Origin of the sequence: Lentzea aerocolonigenes, assembly GCF_000955955.1 — a bacterium.
GTDB lineage: Bacteria > Actinomycetota > Actinomycetes > Mycobacteriales > Pseudonocardiaceae > Lentzea > Lentzea aerocolonigenes_A.
In genome coordinates this window covers 34,086-55,020 of record NZ_JYJG01000040.1, presented here as the reverse complement: position 1 = coordinate 55,020, position 20,935 = coordinate 34,086, and the positions used below count along the sequence as shown (strand labels likewise).

23 protein-coding genes are annotated in these 20,935 nt (G+C 68.6%); 14 read left to right on the top strand and 9 right to left on the bottom strand.

Annotation, left to right across the window (positions count from 1 at the left end; all coding sequences use genetic code 11):
* The first annotated feature begins 91 nt into the window (after positions 1-91).
* The 5 genes from UK23_RS07280 to mutM are packed head-to-tail and all read left to right on the top strand — an operon-like array spanning position 92 to position 2,745.
* The gene (locus tag UK23_RS07280; RefSeq protein WP_045310665.1) at positions 92-673 is read left to right on the top strand and encodes a YceD family protein; all 582 of its coding nucleotides are present in this window, start codon (positions 92-94) and stop codon (positions 671-673) included.
* A gap of 2 nt (positions 674-675) precedes the next feature.
* Positions 676-858, top strand: coding sequence for a 50S ribosomal protein L32 (gene rpmF / locus UK23_RS50030; RefSeq protein WP_030467958.1), 183 nt, complete (start codon positions 676-678; stop codon positions 856-858).
* A gap of 60 nt (positions 859-918) precedes the next feature.
* Positions 919-1,677, top strand: coding sequence for a ribonuclease III (gene rnc / locus UK23_RS07275; RefSeq protein WP_045310609.1), 759 nt, complete (start codon positions 919-921; stop codon positions 1,675-1,677).
* A gap of 8 nt (positions 1,678-1,685) precedes the next feature.
* A complete protein-coding gene (locus tag UK23_RS07270; protein ID WP_045310608.1) occupies positions 1,686-1,886 on the top strand; it encodes a hypothetical protein in 201 nt (66 codons plus the stop codon).
* A gap of 1 nt (position 1,887) precedes the next feature.
* Positions 1,888-2,745 carry a bifunctional DNA-formamidopyrimidine glycosylase/DNA-(apurinic or apyrimidinic site) lyase gene (gene mutM, locus UK23_RS07265; RefSeq protein ID WP_045310607.1) on the top strand — a complete coding sequence of 286 codons (858 nt, stop codon included), beginning with the start codon at positions 1,888-1,890 and terminating at the stop codon, positions 2,743-2,745.
* Positions 2,746-2,751: 6 nt separating this feature from the next.
* Here mutM and UK23_RS07260 read toward each other — a convergent pair whose 3' ends face one another.
* Entirely contained in the window at positions 2,752-3,387 is a 636-nt protein-coding gene (locus tag UK23_RS07260) for a TetR/AcrR family transcriptional regulator (protein ID WP_045310606.1), read from the bottom strand.
* A 53-nt stretch (positions 3,388-3,440) separates the two neighbouring features.
* Between UK23_RS07260 and UK23_RS07255 the strand changes: the two genes are divergently transcribed.
* The 3 genes from UK23_RS07255 (at position 3,441) to UK23_RS07245 (ending at position 5,457) form a co-directional block, all read left to right on the top strand.
* The gene (locus UK23_RS07255) at positions 3,441-3,965 is read left to right on the top strand and encodes an ester cyclase (protein ID WP_045310605.1); all 525 of its coding nucleotides are present in this window, start codon (positions 3,441-3,443) and stop codon (positions 3,963-3,965) included.
* Between the two features lie 71 nt (positions 3,966-4,036).
* Entirely contained in the window at positions 4,037-4,363 is a 327-nt protein-coding gene (locus tag UK23_RS07250; protein ID WP_030467969.1) for a PadR family transcriptional regulator, read from the top strand.
* Positions 4,360-5,457 carry an HAAS signaling domain-containing protein gene (locus tag UK23_RS07245; RefSeq protein WP_052684444.1) on the top strand — a complete coding sequence of 366 codons (1,098 nt, stop codon included), beginning with the start codon at positions 4,360-4,362 and terminating at the stop codon, positions 5,455-5,457. Before UK23_RS07250 ends, UK23_RS07245 begins: the two co-directional genes overlap by 4 nt.
* A 34-nt stretch (positions 5,458-5,491) precedes the next feature.
* Here UK23_RS07245 and UK23_RS07240 read toward each other — a convergent pair whose 3' ends face one another.
* Positions 5,492-5,932, bottom strand: a complete 441-nt coding sequence (locus UK23_RS07240) for a MarR family winged helix-turn-helix transcriptional regulator (RefSeq protein ID WP_045310604.1) — start codon at positions 5,930-5,932, stop codon at positions 5,492-5,494.
* A 246-nt stretch (positions 5,933-6,178) separates the two neighbouring features.
* On the opposite strand from UK23_RS07240, the gene UK23_RS07235 reads away from it, so the two are divergent.
* Positions 6,179-8,752, top strand: a complete 2,574-nt coding sequence (locus tag UK23_RS07235) for a sensor histidine kinase (protein ID WP_082114475.1) — start codon at positions 6,179-6,181, stop codon at positions 8,750-8,752.
* Entirely contained in the window at positions 8,749-9,429 is a 681-nt protein-coding gene (locus UK23_RS07230; protein ID WP_045310602.1) for a response regulator, read from the top strand. Before UK23_RS07235 ends, UK23_RS07230 begins: the two co-directional genes overlap by 4 nt.
* On the opposite strand, the gene UK23_RS51325 is transcribed toward UK23_RS07230, so the two are convergent.
* The 3 genes from UK23_RS51325 to UK23_RS07215 form a co-directional block, all read right to left on the bottom strand.
* Positions 9,426-9,920, bottom strand: coding sequence for a hypothetical protein (locus tag UK23_RS51325; RefSeq protein WP_156212902.1), 495 nt, complete (start codon positions 9,918-9,920; stop codon positions 9,426-9,428). The two genes, UK23_RS07230 and UK23_RS51325, sit on opposite strands and share 4 nt — an antisense overlap.
* 128 nt (positions 9,921-10,048) lie before the next feature.
* Positions 10,049-10,510 carry a hypothetical protein gene (locus tag UK23_RS51320; RefSeq protein WP_156212900.1) on the bottom strand — a complete coding sequence of 154 codons (462 nt, stop codon included), beginning with the start codon at positions 10,508-10,510 and terminating at the stop codon, positions 10,049-10,051.
* Between the two features lie 12 nt (positions 10,511-10,522).
* Positions 10,523-11,248 (bottom strand): CAP domain-containing protein, encoded by a 726-nt coding sequence (locus UK23_RS07215; RefSeq protein WP_052684443.1) that lies wholly within the window; start codon positions 11,246-11,248, stop codon positions 10,523-10,525.
* A gap of 81 nt (positions 11,249-11,329) precedes the next feature.
* Here UK23_RS07215 and UK23_RS07210 point away from each other — a divergent pair, with 81 nt between their 5' ends.
* From UK23_RS07210 to smc, 4 genes are read left to right on the top strand one after another with little or no spacing between them, the layout of a single operon-like run.
* The gene (locus UK23_RS07210; protein WP_045310598.1) at positions 11,330-11,602 is read left to right on the top strand and encodes an acylphosphatase; all 273 of its coding nucleotides are present in this window, start codon (positions 11,330-11,332) and stop codon (positions 11,600-11,602) included.
* A gap of 33 nt (positions 11,603-11,635) precedes the next feature.
* Positions 11,636-12,142 carry a sigma-70 family RNA polymerase sigma factor gene (locus tag UK23_RS07205; RefSeq protein WP_045310597.1) on the top strand — a complete coding sequence of 169 codons (507 nt, stop codon included), beginning with the start codon at positions 11,636-11,638 and terminating at the stop codon, positions 12,140-12,142.
* Entirely contained in the window at positions 12,139-12,729 is a 591-nt protein-coding gene (locus tag UK23_RS07200) for an anti-sigma factor family protein (protein WP_045310596.1), read from the top strand. The genes UK23_RS07205 and UK23_RS07200 overlap by 4 nt, the downstream gene beginning before the upstream one ends.
* A gap of 60 nt (positions 12,730-12,789) precedes the next feature.
* On the top strand, positions 12,790-16,419 hold the full coding sequence (gene smc, locus UK23_RS07195) for a chromosome segregation protein SMC (protein WP_045310595.1): 3,630 nt from the start codon (positions 12,790-12,792) through the stop codon (positions 16,417-16,419).
* Between the two features lie 234 nt (positions 16,420-16,653).
* Here the strand turns inward: smc and UK23_RS07190 are convergent, their stop codons facing one another.
* The 4 genes from UK23_RS07190 to UK23_RS51315 form a co-directional block, all read right to left on the bottom strand.
* A complete protein-coding gene (locus UK23_RS07190) occupies positions 16,654-19,287 on the bottom strand; it encodes an AfsR/SARP family transcriptional regulator (protein ID WP_045310594.1) in 2,634 nt (877 codons plus the stop codon).
* 4 nt (positions 19,288-19,291) lie between these two features.
* Entirely contained in the window at positions 19,292-20,005 is a 714-nt protein-coding gene (locus UK23_RS07185; RefSeq protein WP_045310593.1) for a lysophospholipid acyltransferase family protein, read from the bottom strand.
* Positions 20,006-20,029: 24 nt separating this feature from the next.
* Positions 20,030-20,368 carry a hypothetical protein gene (locus UK23_RS07180; protein ID WP_045310592.1) on the bottom strand — a complete coding sequence of 113 codons (339 nt, stop codon included), beginning with the start codon at positions 20,366-20,368 and terminating at the stop codon, positions 20,030-20,032.
* 73 nt (positions 20,369-20,441) lie between these two features.
* The gene (locus UK23_RS51315; protein WP_045310591.1) at positions 20,442-20,882 is read right to left on the bottom strand and encodes a tetratricopeptide repeat protein; all 441 of its coding nucleotides are present in this window, start codon (positions 20,880-20,882) and stop codon (positions 20,442-20,444) included.
* Positions 20,883-20,935: the final 53 nt, after the last annotated feature.

Below are 20,935 nucleotides of genomic sequence, written 5' to 3'. Positions count from 1 at the left end.
CGATCACCTGGCGATTTCACGCGTGAGCCCGTTGTCCCGTACCCTGGACCGGCTGGACGTGGTAGGTCCCCGCCGGCAACAACCCGAAATCATGACTGAGCATCGTCACGCGTCCACGCGTCCCACAGCATCCGGTCCCTGGGTCATCGACACCAGGGACATCGGCCGTCGCGCCGGTCTGAGCCGACCCCTCGTGAGGTCGGTCCCCGGCGAGGGTGTGGGGCTGCTCGGGGTGATCGCGGTGCCCGAGAACGGGGAAGTTGAGCTCGACCTCCTGATCGAATCGGTCGTGGAGGGCCTGCTCGTGTCGGGGACGGCGGCCGCGAAGGTCGAAGGGGAGTGCTCGAGGTGTCTCGAGCCGCTCACCGACGAGGTTGAAGTCCGGATCACGGAGCTGTACGCGTGGCCGGACAGCACCACCGACGAGACCACTGATGAAGACGAGGTCAGCCGGATCGTCAACGATCTGATCGACCTCGAGCCTGTGGTGCGGGACGCCATCGTCCTCGCGCTGCCGCAGGCGCCGCTGTGCGAGCCGGACTGCAAGGGGCTTTGCTCCGAATGCGGCGGCCGGTGGGCGGAGCTAGGGCCCGACCACGGGCATGAGACGATTGACCCTCGGTGGGCCGCGTTGCAAGAGCGGTTCAGCGATGACAACAACGAGGAGAAGTAGTCGTGGCCGTCCCGAAGCGGAAAATGTCGCGTTCGAACACCCGTGCGCGTCGTTCCCAGTGGAAGACGTCTGCCGTGCACCTGGTGGCGTGCTCCAACAAGGCTTGCCGCCAGCCGAAGCCGCAGCACGTCGCCTGCCCGGCCTGTGGTCAGTACGCTGGCCGCCAGGTCGCTCAGCCGGCCTGATCTCCTCGGTTACGTAGTGGGGGAAAGCCGCCGCGCGCTCCGCAAGCCGACCGCGCGTCTTTGTCCGAAGCGCTCGGCGTCCAGTTGGACGCCGAGCTGCTCGGGCTTTCGCTCACCCACCGGTCGTACGCGTACGAGAACGGCGGTCTGCCGCCGAACGAGCGTCTCGAGTTCCTGGGAGACGCCGTGCTCGGGTTGGTCGTCACCGACCACCTCTACCGCACCCACCCCGATCTTCCCGAGGGTCAGCTCGCGAAGCTCCGCGCCAGCGTGGTGAACATGCACGCTCTGGCGGGCGTCGCGCGTGACCTGGGAGAAGGCGGGCTCGGTGCACACCTGTTGCTCGGTCGTGGCGAAGAACTGACCGGCGGCAGGGACAAGGCGAGCATCCTCGCCGACGGCCTCGAAGCCGTCATCGGTGCGGTGTACCTGCAGTTCGGTATCGATACCGCACGAGCGTTCGTTCACCGGCTGTTCGATCCACTCTTGGCCAAAGCTCCGCTTCTGGGTGCTGGACTGGACTGGAAGACAAGCCTGCAGGAGCTCACCGCTCAAGCCAGTCTCGGCGTCCCGGAGTACCGCGTGGACGACCAGGGGCCGGACCACCGCAAGGAGTTCACCGCCACGGTGCTCGTCGGTGGCCAGCCCTACGGCAAGGGTGATGGGCGCACCAAGAAGGAAGCCGAGCAGAAAGCCGCTGAAGCGGCCTATCATGTTCTGTCGGAGCGGGTCAAGGCCGAGCAGGAGTCGGTCAAATCCGCAAACGGACAGAACGGCGCCTCGGTGACGCCAGGGACCCTCCCATCCGAGGAAGACTGAGATACGCAATGTATGCGACCAGGTACCGCACCAACCGCCGCACGCGCTCCGCTCGCGGCCCGGTGAACACCTCCCGTAACGGAGGCATCCAGGGACTTGTGCTGGTCAGGGACACGAGCCGCGCGGGCGTGTGGGTGCTCAAGCCCACCAAGCCGCAGGCCGCCGTGATCGAGGCGCAGCCCGTCGACGAGGGCAAGTCCGAAGCCTGACGTGCCCGAACTCCCAGAGGTCGAGGTGGTTCGCCTCGGCCTCGAAGCTCACGTCGCCGGCCGGGTCATCTCCTCGGTAGAGGTGCTGCACCCACGTGCCATCCGCCGGCACGACCTGGGCTCCGCGGACTTCTGCGCGCGCTTGGTCTCGCAACCCATGGTTGCCGCCAAGCGCCGCGGCAAGTACCTCTGGGTCGAACTGGCCGACAAAGCCGCCATGCTGGCCCACCTGGGCATGAGCGGCCAAATGCTCGTCCAGCCCGCTGAGGCTCCGGACGAGAAACATCTTCGCGTGCGGTTCCGGTTCGCCGACGGCGGCCCGGAGCTGCGCTTCGTCGACCAAAGAACCTTCGGCGGCCTGGCTCTCGCCGAACTCGTCGAGGTCGACGGCACCCTGGTCCCCGACTCGGTCGCGCACATCGCCCGCGACCCGATGGACCCTCTCTTCTCCCGTGATGCTGCCGTGCGCGCGTTGCGCCTGCGTCACACGGAGATCAAACGCGCCCTGCTCGACCAGACCCTGGTGTCCGGCATCGGCAACATCTACGCCGACGAGGCTTTGTGGCGCGCCCGCCTGCACGGCACCCGGATGACGGACAAGCTCACCAAGGTGAAGGCCGCTGAGCTGCTGGATCACGCCACCGATGTGATGCGTGAGGCGCTCGGCCAGGGTGGGACGTCGTTCGACGCGCTGTACGTGAACGTGAACGGGCAGTCCGGCTACTTCGACCGCTCGCTGAGCGCGTACGGGCAGGAGAACCGGCCGTGCAAGCGGTGCGGTGCGGTGATCGTGCGGGAGCCGTTCATGAACCGCTCCTCGTACTCGTGCCCGCGATGCCAGCCCCGCCCCAGACTCTGACGTTCGTCAGACGAGTGCGTCGGTGATGGCCCGGGTCAGCCATCGGGTGTAGCGCTCGAGGGACCAGTCCTGCGTGAGAACCAGTCGTTCGTAGTGGTCGATCGCCAGGTAGTTCCACAGCACGTCCCGCACCTCGTCGAGGTCGATCCCCGCGCGCAGGCGGCCGGTGGCGTGCAGATGGCGGCCGAGCAGCGTCATACCGGCCAGACCCTCCTCGATTAGCTTCGCCCAGATCGGCTCGAGTGAGTCGTCGACGTGCCTGCCGTCGCGGATGAGGATCTGCACCCGCGCTGAGCGGGCCTGGCGCTGGGCCAGACCGTGGACGAACATCACGATCTTGCGATGGACGTCCGGTTCGTCGCCGATGGCCTGCGCGGCGGGGCGTTCGGCGATCGGGACGGGTTCGTCGTCACCCGCGATCACGAGGTCGAACACGGCTTTGGCCAGCGCCGCCTTGGTGCCGAACCCCTTGTAGATGCTCTCCGCGGACACCCCGGCGTGCGCCGCGACCGCGCTGATCGTGGTCACGCGAAACCCGTCGCGCTCGAACAACTCACGGGCCGCGCGCACCACGGCGAGGCGTCGCACGCGGGCCTGTTCGCGCCGCCCGGACGAGTCGTAGGACCTCTTGACGTGCGTCATTCCCCAGTTCCACACTTTCGGTAAAGTCCGACTGTATCTGATTGGGGTTCCTCATGACCACTGACATCACGGCTGATCTGATCTCGCTCGCGGTGCGCAGCATCCACGCCATGGCCAACGGCGACCGGGCCGACTTCGATTCGCTGTACCACCCGCTCGCGACCGATCGGGAGAACCGCGTCCAGCCGCCGTCGTCGCGAGTTCCTGGCGCCGACGGCTTCTACTCCACGGCTCTGTGGCTGCGCGCCGCGAGCACCGGCCTGCGTTACGACATCCACCACGCCCTGGCCAGAGGTGATCTCGTCGTCGTGAACTCGACCATGAACGGAACGCACGCCGCGCCGTGGGTCATGTACAACGACGACGCCCAGGTGGAGACCGTCTTCCCGCCCACTGGCAAGCCGTACGCGATGACCCAGTCCCACTGGTTCCGCTTCGAGGACGGCCGGATCGTCGAGCACTGGGCGAACCGCGACGACCTGGGGATGGCCGCGCAGCTCGGCTGGATCCCGCCCACACCCGCCTACCTGGTCCGGATGGCGCTGGCCAAGCGGCGAGCGGTGAGAAGGGTGAGCTGAGGACCCCCGCGTTAGACAGTACTGTGCACTGCGTAGTAGTGTTCACGGCGCAAGAGCGGGTCGGAGGGGTCATGGACACAAGTCAGCTGCTCAAGGGCGTGCTCGACATGGCCGTGCTTGCGGTTCTGCGCAAGGACGACGGGTACGGGTACGACGTGGTGCGCAGGCTGCGCGCCGGGGGATTGAACGATGTCGGGGACGCGTCGGTGTACGGCACGCTGCGGCGGCTCTACAACGCCGGGATGCTGACCTCGTACGTGGTGCCGAGCGAAGAGGGGCCGCACCGCAAGTACTACAGCATCAACGAGACCGGGCGGGTGCGCCTGGCTGAGTCGAGGGAGACGTGGAGGTCGTTCGCCAGCACGCTGGACGGCCTGCTCGAGGAGGTCGCAGCATGAACACGCAGGCACTCGGGGTCGAGTACTACCTGGCCGGGATGCGTGCGGCCCTCGACGACCTGCCGCCCAGCGAGGTCGCCGAGATCATGGAGGACGTCAGCGCGCACGTCGCCGAGCTGTCGACCGAGCTGGGTGAGGACGAGACGCTGGAGCAGCGCCTCGGCCCGCCCGAGCAGTACGCGCACGAGCTGCGGCAGGCCGCCGGCTACCCACCGCGGACCGAGCGGTTGCCGGTCACGACCAAGAACAAGCTGGTCACGCGGCCGCGGGCGGCGGCGTGGGGGTTGGTGATCGCCACGGGCGTCACGTTGCTCGCGGGGGCCGCGGCGCTCCGGGAGCCGGCGATCCTGCTGCTGCCCGGCGTGCTCCTCGTGCTCAGCCTCGCGTTGGTGCACGACCGCGGGCCGACCCAGCAGGAGATCATGGACCTGCCGGAGACGCGCAGGATCCAGCAGTGGCTGACGCCGGAGGAAGGCACGCCGGCCGAACGCGCGCTGACCTACCTGAAGTCGTTGCAGCCCGCGTGGTGGCTGGTGCGGGCCGGCTTGCTCGGGCTCGGGGCCGTGCTGCTCGCCGGCCGCGACATCCTCGGGTTCCTGGTCGTCGCCGCGATCGCGATCATCTCGGTGTTCGCGGGGCCGCGCGCCAAGGTCGACCGGCGGTGGCTGTGGTTCAGCCTGCCGGCGTCCGCGCTGGCGGTCGGGTTGCTGTTCCAGGTCGTCGACGTGACGGCGAACAACCTCGCCTACAGCTCGCGGAACCAGTCTTACCCGACGCCGATGACAGAGACGTACGAGAACATCTACGTCCAGGACGAGAACGGCAAGTGGCTCACCAACGTGCAGTTGTACGACCAGGACGGCAATCCCATCAACGCCCAGCGGCAGTACTACGGGTGCAACGGGAGCGACCCGCAACCGATGATTCCGGCTAACAGGTATCCGCGGCCGAAGATCGACTACGAAAACGGCACCTGTTACACGGTGACACCGAGCATGTCCGCTCCGTCATCAACGCCGAGTACATCGCCGTCGAGTTCTGGAAGCGCACCTTCCAGCTCGGTGCCACCTACTTCCGTGTCACCCAGCAAGTAATGCCAGGAGCGGGACCCGTCGGGGGGTCCCGCTCCTACTTGTTTTCCTGCGGCTCGGCCAGGTGGCGCAATATCGGCATGGCCCCGCGCAGCAGGTCTCTGTCTTCCGGCGAAAGTTCGGACATTCTTTCACTCAATAGTTCGGCTTCGCCGTGAGCCATCGACAGGACAGTCTCGCGACCGACCTCGGTGAGCACGACAATCGTGGCTCTGCCGTCGGCCGCGTCGGGCTCTCTGCGTACTAGGCCGGTGGACTCGAGGCTGGTCACGACGGTTGTCGCGGTCGGCTGCGAACACAGCGCGCGCACCGCGATCTCGCCGATCCGCATCGGGCCGTGGGCGCTCAGTTCTGACAGCACCAATAACTGGGTGGGTTGCAAACGACGGGCCGGAGCGGCCTGTCGAAGACTTCGCACCAGCCGGTGCACGGCCACCACGAGTTGAAGTGCCTCGTGGTTGGTGACGGTGGTGGGCATCGTTTCTCCGCGCGCATGTGATTGTCCTAATTAGGACACGAACCCTGGCACTTTCCCTCATTCACGCTCCGCGCGCTATCCGCCAACTGCCGATAACCCATTCGGCCGTTGTGGTGACCGGACCTGTCACGGCGCGCGTCCGGCACAGTTAAATGTCCTGGTAAACGGCGTAAAAAGCGCAGCGAGGCTCACTCGAACGGGGGCCGTGCTGAAGGATGATTCAGCCGGTCAGATCTGTGGACAAAGATGTGGGAAGGAGCACTCGCCTGGCCGGGTGGCGCAGCACGTACCCCCGAACAGCCCACGCGGGGCCAGGAGCAGACTGGTCGGGTGAGTGCGAAACCCAGGCGTGGTGAGCTCCGCATCTTCCTCGGAGCTGCTCCCGGTGTCGGCAAGACGTTCTCCATGCTGGGGGAGGCTCACCGCAGGCGGGAGCGCGGCACAGACGTGGTCATCGGATTTGTGGAGACCCACGGCCGTGCCAAGACCGCTCAACTGGTCGAAGGCCTGGAAATCGTCCAGCGCAGGCACTGCACCCATCGCGGGGTCGAACTGACCGAGATGGACGTCGACGCCGTGCTGGCCCGCGCGCCCGAGGTCGCGGTGGTCGACGAACTCGCGCACACGAACGTGCCCGGTTCTCGTAATGCAAAAAGGTGGCAAGACGTCGAGGAACTTCTCGAAGCCGGGATTGACGTGCTGTCCACGGTCAACGTGCAGCACCTGGAATCTCTCAATGACGTCGTTCAACGCATAACGGGCGTTCCGCAGCAGGAAACCGTGCCTGACGAAGTTGTCAGGAAAGCCGACCAGATGCAGCTCGTCGACCTCACGCCGGAGGCACTGCGGCGCAGGCTCGCCCACGGCGACGTCTACGCGGCGAACAAGATCGACGCGGCTCTCGGCAACTACTTCCGCGTCGGCAACCTCACCGCGCTCCGCGAGCTCGCGCTGCTCTGGGTCGCCGATCAGGTCGACGTCGCGTTGCTGCGCTACCGGGCCGAACAGCAGATCACCGACACGTGGGAGACGCGCGAACGTGTCGTCGTCGCCATCACCGGCGGCAAGGAGAGCGAGACGCTCATCCGACGCGCGCGGCGCATCGCCACGCGCGCGGGCGGCGACCTTCTGGTCGTGCACGTCCTACGCGGTGACGGCCTCGCCGGGGCTGATCCGCACTCGCTGCAGAAGTACCGCAAGCTCACCGAGGACCTGGGCGCCACGTTCCACACCGTTGTCGGTGATGACGTGCCGACGGCGTTGCTGGAGTTCTCGCGCGGGGTGAACGCCACTCAGCTCGTGGTCGGCACATCACGCCGTTCACGGTTCGCGCGCGTGTTCTCCGCGGGTATCGGCTCTACGGTCGTGCAGGAGTCCGGCGCGATCGACGTCCACATGGTCACGCACCCGGCCACGACGAGCGGCTGGCGCGGCCGGTTCGCGAGCAGCCCGCTCAGGCCGAGCCGGCTCGCGTTGGGCTGGTTCCTCGCGGTCGTCGGTCCCGCGCTGGTCACGGCGGCCGGCGCGTCGATGCGGGGCAGCCTGAACTTCTCCACGAACGTCATCGTCTACCTGCTGGTCACGCTCGTCGTCGCGATAGTCGGCGGGCTCGGCCCGGCGATCACGGCGGCGCTGCTCAACGCGTTGCTGCTGAACTTCTTCTTCACCGAGCCCTTCTACACGTTCACCATCGACGCGCAGCAGAACGTGCTGACCTTCTTCGCGATGATCATCGTGGGCGTCAGCACCGCGTTGGTGGTGAACTACGCCGCTCGTCGTGCCACGCAAGCAGCGCGAGCACGCACCGAGGCGACGCTCCTCGCGTCGTACGCGCGCACCGTGCTGACGAACCCGTTCCCGCTCGCACGGTTGCTGGAAAAGGTGAAGGAGAACTTCGGCCTGCAGTCCGTCGCGCTGCTGGAACGGGTCGACGGCGAGTGGGAACGCGTGGCGTGCGTCGGGGTGAGCCCGTGCGACGAGCCTGACGAGGCGGACGTCGACGTCGCGGTGACCCCGGACGTGCACCTGGCGTTGCGCGGCCGCTCGCTGCCCGCTTCGGATCGCCGGGTGCTGGAGGCGGCGGCTGGTCAGGCGTTGCTGGCGTTGAGGCAGCAACGCATGGCCGAGCAGGCCCTCGAAACCCAGCGGCAGGCTTCGCGCACCGAACTGCGCACGGCGTTGCTCAGTGCCGTCGGCCACGACCTCCGCACACCGCTGACCTCGATCAAGGCGTCCGTCGGCTCGTTGCGCGACCCGGAGCTCAAGCTCTCCGGCTCCGACACCGCCGAGCTGCTGGAGGCCGTCGAGGAGTCCGCGGACCGGCTCACCGGCCTGGTCGACAACCTGCTCGACTCGTCCCGGCTCGCCACCGGTGCGGTGGAGCCCCAGTTCCGCGCAGTCGGCTACTACGAGGCGGTGGCACGGGCGTTGAGCGGCCTGAGCGGGGACATCGAGGTCGACGTCCCGGAGTCGCTCCCGCCCGTGCGCGCGGACGTCGGACTGCTCGAACGAGTGATCGCGAACGTCGTCGGCAACGCGCTGCGTTACGCCGGTGCGGTGGCGCTGCGGGCGTCCGCGCACGGCTCCGAGGTCGAGCTGCGGGTCGTCGACCACGGCCGCGGCCTGCCTCGCGGCACCGCGGACCAGGTGTTCGCGCCGTTCCAGCGCCTCGGCGACCGCACGCCGGGTGGCGTTGGTCTCGGTCTGAGCGTGGCGAAGGGGTTCACCGAGGCCATGGGCGGCACGATCAGCATGGAGGACACGCCCGGTGGTGGCCTCACCGTGGTGATCTCGTTGCCGGTCGAGGAGAAGGTCTCGTGACGAAAGTGCTGGTGGTCGACGACGAGCCGCAGATCGTGCGCGCGTTGCGGATCAACCTCTCGGCCCGCGGCTACGAGGTGCTCACGGCCCACGACGGCGCGACGGCCCTGCGGCTGGCCGCCGACGGCAAGCCCGACGTCGTGATTCTCGACCTGGGTCTGCCGGACATGGACGGCACCGACGTGATCGCGGGCCTGCGCGGCTGGACCACGCTGCCGATCGTCGTCCTCTCCGCCCGCACCGACTCGGCCGACAAGGTCGACGCCCTGGACGCGGGCGCCGACGACTACGTGACGAAACCGTTCGGCATGGACGAGCTGCTGGCCCGCCTGCGCGCCGCTGTCCGCCGCTCCGCCGTCACGGGGCCCGAGGACGAGCCGATCGTGAAGACGGCCTCGTTCACGGTGGACCTGGCGGCCAAGCGGGTGCTGAAGGACGGCGAGGAGGTGCACCTCACGCCCACCGAGTGGGGTCTGCTGGAGGTGCTGGCGCGCAACGCCGGGAAGCTCGTCGCGCAGAAGCAGCTGCTGCGGGACGTCTGGGGGCCTGCGTACGAGAAGGAGACGCACTACCTGCGGGTCTACCTGGCGCAGTTGCGGCGGAAGCTGGAGCCGGAACCGGCCCGGCCGCGGCACCTGCTGACCGAACCCGGCATGGGGTACCGGTTCGAGCCTTAGGGCTTCTGCGGCGGCGCGGTCGTGGTCGACGACGAGGACGTCGGCGGCGTCGTGGTCGTGGTCGTCGTCGAAGAGGAGGAAGACGCCGGCGGCTCGGTCCACGACGTGGGCGGGTTGCTGTGCGTCTCGGTCGGCTCGACCGGGTTCGTCGTCACCTTCGGCTGCTGCTCGGGAGCGCCGGGCTTGGGCTGCTCCTGAGGGCGTGCGGCCTGCCTGCGGTCCGGCTTCGCCGACGACGCCGCGCTGGAGGACACCGTGACGACGACCGTGCTGGTGCTGCCGTCCGGGGCGACGGTCGTGATGGTCTGCACGATGTCGGCGGACGTGCGCTCCGGCGCTGCCTCACGGCCGGACGCGGCGAGCATGGACGCGACCGTCGCGAACAGGGTCGCCACCACCACTCCGCCCGCAGCCAGCATGACGGCCGTGCCCATCCGCTTCTTCTGCGGCGCGGGATCGGTCGGTGACTGCGAATGATCTTCCTCGAACACACCCATCTCCTCGTGGGAAACCCGGTCGGATGGACTTGCGTTCGAGTTATCGGCGGAAACGCACCAAAGCCTCAGTGACGCCACACCTTCGTGTAGCTCTGCGTCACTTGACGGTGACGGGCGTAACCCTAGGGCGTCGGATTCGTTGGGTCCGAGTTCGTCGTCGTTGAGGTCGTCGTAGTCGTAGTGGTTGTCGTCGTCGTGGTCGTGGTGGTCGACGAGGACGTGACGACCGGCGGCGGGTCATCGGTCGTGACGGTCGTGGTCGTGCCGTCAGGACGCGTGATGGTGGTGACGCGCGGCTTCTTCGTGGTCGTGGTGGTCGACGTCGTGGTCTCCGAAGGGGACGACGAGGTCAGCTCGACCGAAGAGGTGGGCGAGGACGTCGGCACGATGCTCAACGCGTCACGCACGGCCTCCTTCTTCTGTTGCTGCTGAGGCGCCGGGGACTCGGCGGCGGTGTCCGAGCCCGCCGCGAACGAGGCCACGGCGGCGAACACCGTCGCCAGCACGACGCCCGACGCGGCGAGGATGATCTGCGGTGCACCGCGAAAGCGCGAGCGCGAGTCCGGTTCCGGGCTCTCGTACACGAAGTTTCCCCGTCAGTAGCCGAAGTTCTGGGTCCAGTAGTTGCCGCGGGTGTCGAGGCCGACGCCCATGGCGGTGAAGTCGCAGTTCAGGATGTTTTCGCGGTGGCCCTGCGATTTCATCCACCCGTCCATGACGGCCGCGGGAGTGGCGTAGCCCATCGCGATGTTCTCGCCGCCCGGCTTCGGGTAGCCCGCGGCCTTCATGCGCTGGACGAACGTCGTCTTCTCCGGCTGTGACTCGTGGGAGAAGTAGCCCTTGTTGGCCATGTCCGTGCTGTGAGCCTGCGCGGCGGTCGTGATGCGGTCGTCGATCACGAGGGCCTTGCAGCCCTTCGCGGCGCGCTGGTCGTTCACGAGCTCCAGGACTGCCTGCTCCGGGGTCTTGTTCCCGGGCTGCGGCGGCTGGGCGGGCGGCTTCGGCGCTTCGGGAGGCGTCGTCGTGGTGGTGGGAGCCGCTGACGAAGACGAGGAGGAAGACGGAGTCGCCGTCGTCGACGAGGTGGTGGGAGCGGACGAAGACGACGAACCCGTGGGATTGCCGACACCGGTGTCACCAGTGGGCGTCTGTCTGTTGGGTGCTGCCGCGTTGCCTGTGCCGAACTGGTTCGCTGTGTCGGTGCTCTCCTGCTGTGCGGCTGTGGTGAAGCTGATGCCGAGAGGAGAGGTGCCGGTGACGGCGAGGCCGCCGACGCCGGTTGCACCGATCAGCAGGCCGAGTAAGAGGCTGCGGGCACTCACGGGTCGGCACCGTACCACTAATGGGTGATAAGCCCCGAGTGCGTCTTCGGTCACCTTGCGTGACTACGCAACCATTCGGAGGTGGACGTGCGACTAAACGCGTGGGTGCGTGGACGGGTTCAGGGTGTCGGTTTTCGCTGGTGGACGCGAGCCAAGGCGCTAGAACTGGGCCTGGTGGGCAGCGCTTCGAACAGGCCGGACGGCAGGGTCGAGGTGGTTGCCGAGGGTCCGCGCGAGAAGTGTGAACAACTGCTCACTGCTCTCCGTTCGGGTGAAACCCCTGGACACGTCGAATCTGTCGGTGAGCAGTGGTCCGACGCGAGAGGCGACCTGACCGGGTTCGTGGAGCGCTGAACCTTTCCGAAAGAGGTGGCGTAGTAAGGGAGCGTGGACTCCGCCGAAGACGTCCTCATCCAGCTCTACGACCGCTGGAGAGGCCCGCTGCTGCACTACGTGCTGAAGCTGGTCGATGGCGACTACCAGCAGGCGGAGGACGTTGTGCAGGAGACCTTGCTCCGCGCGTGGCGGCACTACGACGAGCTGAAACCGGACGACGCGGCACCGTGGCTCTACACGGTCGCGAAGAACCTGGTGATCTCCGGATACCGCCGGCGCAACGCACGTGCGACCGAGGTGCCGCTCGAACCGGTGGATCTCCCGCCGGTCAGCGACCAGGTCGAGCACGTGCTGCAGACGTGGCAGATCGCGTCGGCGCTGCGGGCGCTCACGCCTGAGCACCGGACGGTCGTCATCGAGCTGTACTACCGCCGCCGCACCGTCGCGGAGGCCGCCAAGACGCTCGGCATCCCGCCGGGCACGGTCAAGTCGCGCTGCTTCTACGCACTGCGGGCGCTGCGCGACGCGCTGGAGGAAAGAGGGGTGACCGAGGCGTGAGCTGCCAGCACACCGTCGACGTCGGCGCCTACCTCTTCGGGTCGCTCGAGCTCAAGGAGCGGTCCGCGTTCGAGAAGCACCTGTCGGGCTGCGACCCCTGCCAGGCCGAGATGCTGCGGCTGGCCCCGCTGCCGGGCCTGCTCGGGCGCCTGAGCCTGGAGGACGTCGAGAACCTCGACGACATCCCCGAGTGCCAGCCCAAGCCCAGTCACCACCGGCGCGTGCTGATCGCGTGCGCGGCGGTGCTCGTTCTGCTCGCGCTGGCCGGTGGGATCTTCTACTTGAGGCCCTCACCTGCGCCGACGTGGGCGGCACGAGATCAGGGGACCGGGGTCGAGGCCAGCGTCGCGATGGTCACGAAGTCCTGGGGCACCGAGATGCGCTTCAAGTTCGACAACGTGAAGTCAGGTGCTCGATGCAAGGTCGTGGTGTTCAGCAAGGAGGGTCAGCGCGAGATCGGTGGCTGGTGGGGTTCCGATCATGCGTATGACGAGGAGATTCCCGGTTCCACGTCGTTCAAGCTAGATCGAATAGATCACCTGGAAGTGTCGGACGAAAGCGGATTGTTGGTTACTCTCCGTCCATAGACGCGCAGGTCACGGCCCGCCTAACGCATCTCTCGCAAGCGTTTGGGTACTCTGCGCGGCGTGCATCTCAAGAGCCTGACGCTGAAGGGCTTCAAGTCCTTCGCCTCGGCTACCACGCTGCGCTTCGAGCCCGGCATCACCTGTGTGGTCGGCCCCAACGGGTCCGGCAAGTCCAACGTGCTCGACGCCCTGCGGTGGGTGATGGGCACGCAGGGTGCCAAGGACCTGCGCGGCGGCAAGATGGAGGACGTCATCTTCGCCGGCACGTCCGGCCGCGCGCCGCTCGGTCGCGCCGAGGTGACGCTGACGATCGACAACTCCGACGGCATGCTGCCGATCGAGTACACCGAGGTGTCGATCACCCGCCGGATGTTCCGCGAGGGCGCCACCGAGTACGAGATCAACGGCAACTCCTGCCGTCTCATGGACATCCAGGAGCTGCTCTCGGACTCCGGCATCGGCCGCGAGATGCACGTGATCGTCGGTCAGGGCCAGCTCGCCGCGATCCTCGAGTCCAAGCCGGAGGAACGCCGCGCCTTCATCGAAGAGGCCGCGGGTGTGCTGAAGCACCGCAAGCGCAAGGAAAAGGCGCTGCGCAAGCTCGAGGCGATGCAGGCGAACCTGACGCGCCTCACCGACCTCACCTCCGAACTGCGCCGTCAGCTCAAGCCGTTGGGCAAGCAGGCCGAGATCGCTCGCCGCGCCCAGGTCGTGCAGTCCGAGCTGCGAGACTCCAAGCTGCGCCTGCTCGCCGATGACCTCGTCACGCAACGGGAAGCCATCGCGCAGGAGGAACACGACGAGGCGAAGGCCCGCGAGCGCCGCGCCGAGGTCGAGAAGTCGTTGCAGGCGGCGCAGTACCAGCAGAACGAGCTGGAAGAACGCGTCGCAGCCGACTCGCCGAAGCTGCAGGCCGCGCAGGACACCTGGTACCGGCTGTCCGCTTTGGAGGAACGCCTCCGCGGCACCGTGAGGCTTGCCGCCGAACGCGCGCGGCACCTGTCCGCCGAGCTGGACGCGCCGAGCCGCGGCCGTGACCCGGACGACCTCGACCGCGAGGCCGAGGAGACCGCCGAGATGGAGCTGGAGCTCCAGGAAGGCGTGACCGAGGCCAGGATCGCCTTGGCGGAGGCCGTGGAGACGCGGGCCGAGCTGGAGCGCATGGTGTCGCAGGCGGAGAAGGCGCACATCGCCGCCGTCCGCGCGATCGCCGACCGGCGGGAAGGCCTCGCGAGGCTGTCGGGCCAGGTGGAAGCGTTGCGCAGCAAGACGAACGCGACCGCCGAGGAGATCGAACGCCTCTCCGGCACGCTCGCCGAGGCCACCGAACGCGTCGAGTTCGCCTCGATCGAACTGGCCGAGGCGCAGGCGGTCACCGGCTACGAGGACGAGGGCGACAGCGGGCTCGACGAACGCCACCGCCACGCCGTGCAGGCCAACGACGCGGCACGGCAGCGCGTCGAGGAGCTGGTGAAGGCCGAACGCACCGCCGAACGCGACATCGCCTCGTGGCGTGCCCGCGTCGACGCCCTGTCGTTGGGCCTGACCCGCAAGGACGGTGCGGGCGCGCTGCTCGCGTCCGACGTGCCGGGGCTGCTGGGTTCCGTGGCCGCGCTGCTGACCGTCGAACCCGGTTTCGAGGTCGCGCTGGCGGCCGCACTCGGCCCGATCGCCGACGCCGTGGCGGTTTCCTCCGGCGACGGCGCGTTGCAGGCGCTGAAGCTGTTGAAGGAGAGGGACGCCGGACGCGCTGGTGTCCTCATCGGCTCGCACGGGTCCACTGTGGACACGAGTCAGTGGGGCTACCTCCCGCACGGTGCACGGTGGGCGATCGACGTCGTGCACGCCCCGGAGGCGTTGCGTCCGGCACTGGCCCGCGCGCTCGATCGCCTTGCGGTGGTTGAGGATCTGGACTCCGCGGCGAGGTTCAACGGCCGTGCGGTCACCCGTGACGGCGACCTGTTCGGCACGGACTGGGCGATCGGTGGCTCGGGCGCTCAGGGCCAGAGCGTCATCGAGATCCAGGCGGCTGTCGACGAGGCGCAGGAAGCCCTCGCCACGGCGGAACGCGCGCTGGAACACGCTTCCGCGGCGCTGGAAGGCGCCCGTGCCGAGCAGCAGTCCCGCCGCAAGGTGCTCGACACGGTCAAGGAAGCCATGCAGGAGGCCAAGGTTCGCCAGGCCCGCTCCGGCGAGCGGCTGAACCGGATGGTCGCCGCGGTGCGGTCCGCCGAGGCCGAGGTCAGCCGCATCACCGAGCAGCGCAACAAGGTCGAGCAGTCCCGCGAGGACGCCCTGATGAAGCTGGGCGAGCTCGAAGAGCGACTGCTGATGGCGGAAGAAGAGCAGACCCTCGACGACGAGCCGGACACCGAGCAGCGCGACCAGCTGGCCGCGGAGCTCGCCCAGGCACGTCAGGGCGAAATGGACGCACGCCTGGTGCAGCGCACAGCCGAGGAGCGCGCACGTGCGTTGCAGGGCAAGGCGGACGGCTTGCGTCGTGCCGCGCGCGCCGAGCGTGAGGCCCGCGAGCGCCACGCCCGCGCGACGCAGCACCGTGCGCGCGGAGCCCAGGTCGCGAAGGCCGTCGTCCGTGGCGGCGAACAGGCGCTGGAACGCATCGAGATTTCGCTGAACCGCGCGGCCCGTGAGCGCGACCAGGCCCAGGAACGCCGTCAGCAGCACGAACTCCTGCTGACCCAGGTGCGCAACCTGGTGCGCGAGATGTCCGGCGAGCTGGAGAAGCTCGTCGACGCCGTGCACCGCGACGAGGTGCTGCGCGCCGAGCAGCGCATGCGCATCGAGACGTTGGAAACCAAGATCGCCGAGGACTTCGGCATCGGCCTGGAAGACCTCGTCAACGAGTACGGCCCCGACGTCATGGTGCCCGCGTCGGCAGCCGAGCTGCACGAGTACCAGGCCGCCAAGGAACGCGGCGAGCAGGTCTCCGAGCCGCAGCCGATGCCCTACGACCGCGACACCCAGGCACGCCGCGCCAAGCGTGCCGAGCGCGACCTGTCGTTGCTGGGCAAGGTGAACCCGTTGGCGCTGGAGGAGTTCGCGGCGCTGGAGGAGCGCTACAAGTTCCTCTCCACGCAGCTCGAGGACATCAAGGACACCCGCCGCGACCTGCTGACGGTCGTGAAGGAGGTCGACGACAAGATCCTCGAGGTCTTCACGTCGGCCTACGAGGACGTGGCGCGCGAGTTCGAGATCGTCTTCAAGGTCCTGTTCCCCGGCGGCGACGGACGGCTGGTGCTGACCGAGCCCGGCGACATGCTGACCACCGGCATCGAGCTGGAGGCCCGCCCGCCCGGCAAGAAGGTCAAGCGCCTGTCGCTGCTGTCCGGTGGCGAGAAGTCGCTGGCCGCGGTCGCGATGCTGGTCGCGATCTTCCGCGCCCGCCCCTCACCGTTCTACGTGATGGACGAGGTCGAGGCGGCGCTGGACGACACGAACCTGCACCGGCTGATCGGCCTGTTCGAGCAGCTGCGGGAACGGTCGCAGCTGCTGATCATCACGCACCAGAAGCCGACCATGGAGATCGCGGACGCCCTGTACGGCGTGTCGATGCGCGGTGACGGCATCTCGCAGGTGATCTCGCAGCGGCTGGGGACTCGTGGCGACGAGCCGGCCAAACCGGCGGCAGAAGAGCCGGCGCAAGCGGCTCCGGAGACTGTCGAGGGTTAGCAGAGGGCGGTCGGAGCGGGTGCCTGGGGGGCTAAGACCAACCCCGACCGCGGCCTCTACCTAGGGCTGCGCCGTGCCCGGTGACCTTCCTCTTAGGGGAGGGAGTCCCCCGAATCACCGTGCAGACGCAGCCCGGCGCCTGACGGGGTGAAATCCCCCAGTTCAACCTCACCTCATCAGGTGCGCACGGACAACTCTGCCCGACCGGCCTTGTGAAAACCTTGTATCCGCAGGTCAGGCCAGCTTCGCGAGCACGGCGTCCGCCAGATCCGGTCGGTCGGTCGCGCGATGCAGCTCCTCTGCCCGGCGCCAGGCGCCGGCCGCGTCGTCGCACCGGCCGATGGCGTGCAGGGCGTCGCCGAGGTGGTCCAGCGACCTCGCCTCGAACTGCCTGTTGCCGAGGCGGCGGAGCAGCTCGATCGAGCGGTGGAACAGCGGCAGGGACTCCTCGTGCCGGCCGGTCGCACTCAGGACGTACCCGAGGCTGTCGCTGGTGTGCGCCTCGCCGTCGACGTCGCCGATCGCGATCTGCTTCGCGCGTCCGGCACGGAGATGCTCCTCCGCGAGGTCGAACTCGCCGTACTGCGCCGCGTGCCAGCCGAGTGCGGTGAGGGCGTCCGCTTCCCAGGCTTCGTCGTCCAGCGTGCGGGCCAGTTCGAGGGTGAGGAGCGCCTGGTCCAGCGCCTCGCGGTGGTCGCCGCGTTTGCGCGCCAGCTTCGCGAGCGTGCGGTGGACGGCGGTCTGCCGCCAGTTGTCGCCGATCTCCTTGGCGTGGACGCCAGCGATCCTCAACTGGTGTTCGGCGGCTTCGCTTTCACCGATGCTCTCCAACGCCTGGCCGAGCATCAGATGGGTGATGGTGAGAGCTTCGTGGTCGCCGAGCCGTTCCGCGGCCTCGACACCCGCGCGGTTGACCGCAACGTCGTCGAGAGCCCGGCTCTGCGTCCAGTAGTAGCTGTTCAGCACCCAGGCCAGCCGCCAGCACGCGTCGTCGTCCGCCACCTCCTGCAACGCTGCCGCGGTGCGGTGCTCGGCGTCGAACCAGAGCAACGCGGCTGTGGCGTCCGCGAACGACAGCGACTCGACCACGGCCGGTGGCATCGTGATCGGCCTGCGGAACCCGTGGAGCACATGATCGGCCGCGTGTGCGGTGTACAGCACGAAGTTCACCAGCCTGTGCAACGACTCGGCGAGGTCTGGTGGCGCGGCGTGCTCCTGGCCGTGCAGACGCACCAGGTCGTGCATCCGCCACCGGCCCGGGACGTGCTCCTCGATGAGCGAAACCCGTTCCAGTGCACGGAGATCGGCCCGAACCTCCACAGTGGACCGGCCGGTCAGCGCGACCGCGCACGACAGACTGAGATCCTCGCCCGGCACGGCGGCCAGCAAGCCGAACGTGCGGGCGTGCACCGGGTCGAGTGCCCGGTGCGACGACGCCAGCACCGCGGTCAGCGAGGTTTCGGGGGCGCCGAGGTCCAACGCCCGCAAGCGGGTCGACGCGTCGCGCAGCTCCTCCGCGAGCGCCGCCAGCGGGAACTTCGGCCTGGCCTGGGCATGTCCGGCCACGACGGCGAGTGCGAGCGGCAGTCCCGCGCAGGCCGCGATCAGACCGGCGGCGGCGTCCGGTTCGGCGGCCACCCGGTCCGCGCCGATGCGGTCGGCCAGCAGGCGTTCTCCGTCGGACGAGGTGAGCGTGGCCAGCGGCACCAGCCGGGCGCCGCGGGTGGTCGTGCTGTGCAGGTGGTCCCGGCTGGTGATCAGGACCGCGCAATCCGCTGTGCCCGGCAGCAGCGGCGTGATCTGGGCGGCGTCGGCGGCGTTGTCCAGCACGAGCAGCACCCGCTGGTTCGCGACGGTGCTGCGGAACAGCGCGGCTCGCGCGTCGAGCGTGTCCGGCACGGTGGTGGCGCCGAGGCCGCTGAGCAGCCGTTCCAGCGCGTCCGCGGGGGACACCGGGTGCCCTGACGGCGTGAAGCCCATGAGGTCGACGTACAGCTGGCCGTCCGGGAACAGCGCCGCGTTGCGGTGCGCCCAGTGCAGTGCGAGCGCGGTCTTGCCGACGCCGCCGGGACCGCTGATCACGACCAGGCGCGGCCCGCCGGACGTGAGTGCCTCCGTCAACGCCGCCAGCTCCTCGGTGCGGGCGCTGAACGACCACGGCGCGGCGGGGAGCTCACGCGGCGTGCCGGAGGCCGTCAGCAGCTGCTGGTGCAGCCGCCGGGTCTCCTGGTCGGGATCGGTGCCGAGCTCGTCGGCCAGCCTGGTGCGCAGGATCTCGAACGCCCGCAGCGCGTCGTTCTGCCGGCCGCCGTCCGCCAGCGCCCGCATGAGCTGCCGCGCGACGCGTTCGTCGACCGGGTGCGCCTCAGCGAGCTCCTGCGCCGAGGCCAGCACGAGTGCGTGGTCGCCCGTCCGCAACCGGACGTCGTTCAGGTCGAGCACCACCGCCAGCCGTTCCCCGCAGAGCGCGGTCCTGGCCCGCTCCAGCCCTGGTGCCCGCAACCCGGCGAACGGCTCGCCCCGCCACAACGCGAGCGCCTCCGCGTGCTGTCCGGCGGCGGCCAGTGCGCGGAAGTGGTGGACGTCGACGGACTCGGGCGCGACCTCCAGCGCGTACCCACCGGCACGGCGCGTCAGCGCGATGTCGTCCGGTAGCGCGGCCCGCAACCGCGACAGGTGACTGCGCAGGCCCTCGACGGGCTTGCGCGGCACCTCTTCGCCCCAGATGTCGTCGATCAACGCCTCGGTGCGCACCACCTCGTTGGCGTGCAACAACAGCAGCGACAACGTGATGAGCGCGCCCTTGTGCTTGACGATCAACGGCGCGCCGCAGACCGAGACCTCGCCGAGCACCTGGAAGCGCGTCATGCCCTCATGATCGCCCAGCGTCCAGTTCGGCCGCTTCTTCTGGCGTCGGCGCGGTGCCGCCGAGATGCCGCGGAGCCCACCACGCGCCGGGCTCGGTGGGGTAGTTGGCCTGCGCGGTGTCGAGCAGGTCCTGCATCCGCTTGCGCAGCAGACCGTCGCCGGAGTCGCCGGGGGAGGGCTCGAACGGCTCGCCGATGAGGATGGTGATCGGCACGTGCCGCTGCGTCAGGTTCTTGGGACGGCCCTTGGTCCACAGGCGCTGGGTTCCCCACAGCGCGACCGGGATGATCGGCACGCCGGCCTCGTGCGCCAGGCGGTTCGCACCGGACTTGATGTCCTTGACCGTGAACGAGCGGCTGATGGTGGCCTCGGGGAAGATCCCGACGACCTCGCCGGTGCGGAGCGCGGACAGGGCCTGCTGGAAGGAGGCCTGGCCCGCGCTCCGGTCGACGGGGATGTGGTGCATGCCGCGCATGAGCGGCCCTGCGATCTTGTTCGCGAAGATCTCGTGCTTAGCCATGAACCGCGTGAGGCGCCCCGAGGGACGAGCGCCGTAGCCCGCGAAGATGAAGTCGAGGTAGCTGACGTGGTTCGACGCCAGCACCGCTCCACCGGTGCGCGGGACGTGGTGCGCCCCTTCGACGGTGAGCCGCATGTCCAGCACCTTGAACATGAGCTTGGCAGCGGCGATCACCGGGGGGTATACGCGATCCGACATGCTTCCGAACGGTAGCCGGAAAAGCTACTGACCGGTAGCGGCCCTTTCGTTGTCTCGGATGACCCTCGGCACACCCGCGAGGTCCTCGTCGTTGCACAGCAACTTGAGGTCGTAGTACGGGTTGCCCTTGGTGTCGTCGTAGTCGAGATGAACTGCGATGACATCCACGGGTTCGCCCAGCCACTCCTGCGTCTGCCGCAGCCAGGCGGCGGCACGTTCGAGGGCAGTGGGCAGATCATCGTCTCGGAATTCGACCGGCCGGTACGGAACGCCCTGGACACCGTCCCGGTTGTTCGTCGGCAAGGGCAGGTCGACGGCCACCCCGGATTCGCTGAGATCGAGTTGGATCGTTTCCTCACTCACTGTAGAAGAGTCCCCCACCCTCACCAGCCCTGCAAGCCCGAATCTGGGTGGCGTCCCGGCAGTGGTGTGAGTGTCATCTCTTCAGGAACGCGATCTCGCGCTTCAGCTTGGTGATCCGGTCGTGAGTGGGCATGAGCACGCGCGACAGAGCCGCGAGCAACTGCTCCAGCTCCTCGGCCGCCCCTTCGGCGTCGCCGGCCCGGTAGCGGAGGCTGGCCAGCAGTTGCCTGGTCTCCAAGGTGTCCGCGTGCTCGGGACCGAGCACGCGGACCTGGTCGCGCAGCAGCGGCTCGGCCACGGCGACGGCCTTCGTGAACTGTCCTGCGGTGCCGAGCACGCCCGCCAGGTTCACGCGCACGTCGAGAGTCCGGGGATGATCCGCGCCGACCGCGTTCGTGAAGTCCTTCACAAGGGCTCTGAACTCGGTGACCGCACCCCGGAAGTCGCCTGCGTGGGCCTTGGCCTTGGCCAGGTCGTTCCGCGTCGCGAGCGCGTCGCCGGTCGGGGTGGACATCCCCGCCATTTTACCCGTCCGAAAACTCCCTCGCGTCCGGCCGTCGCGGGAGC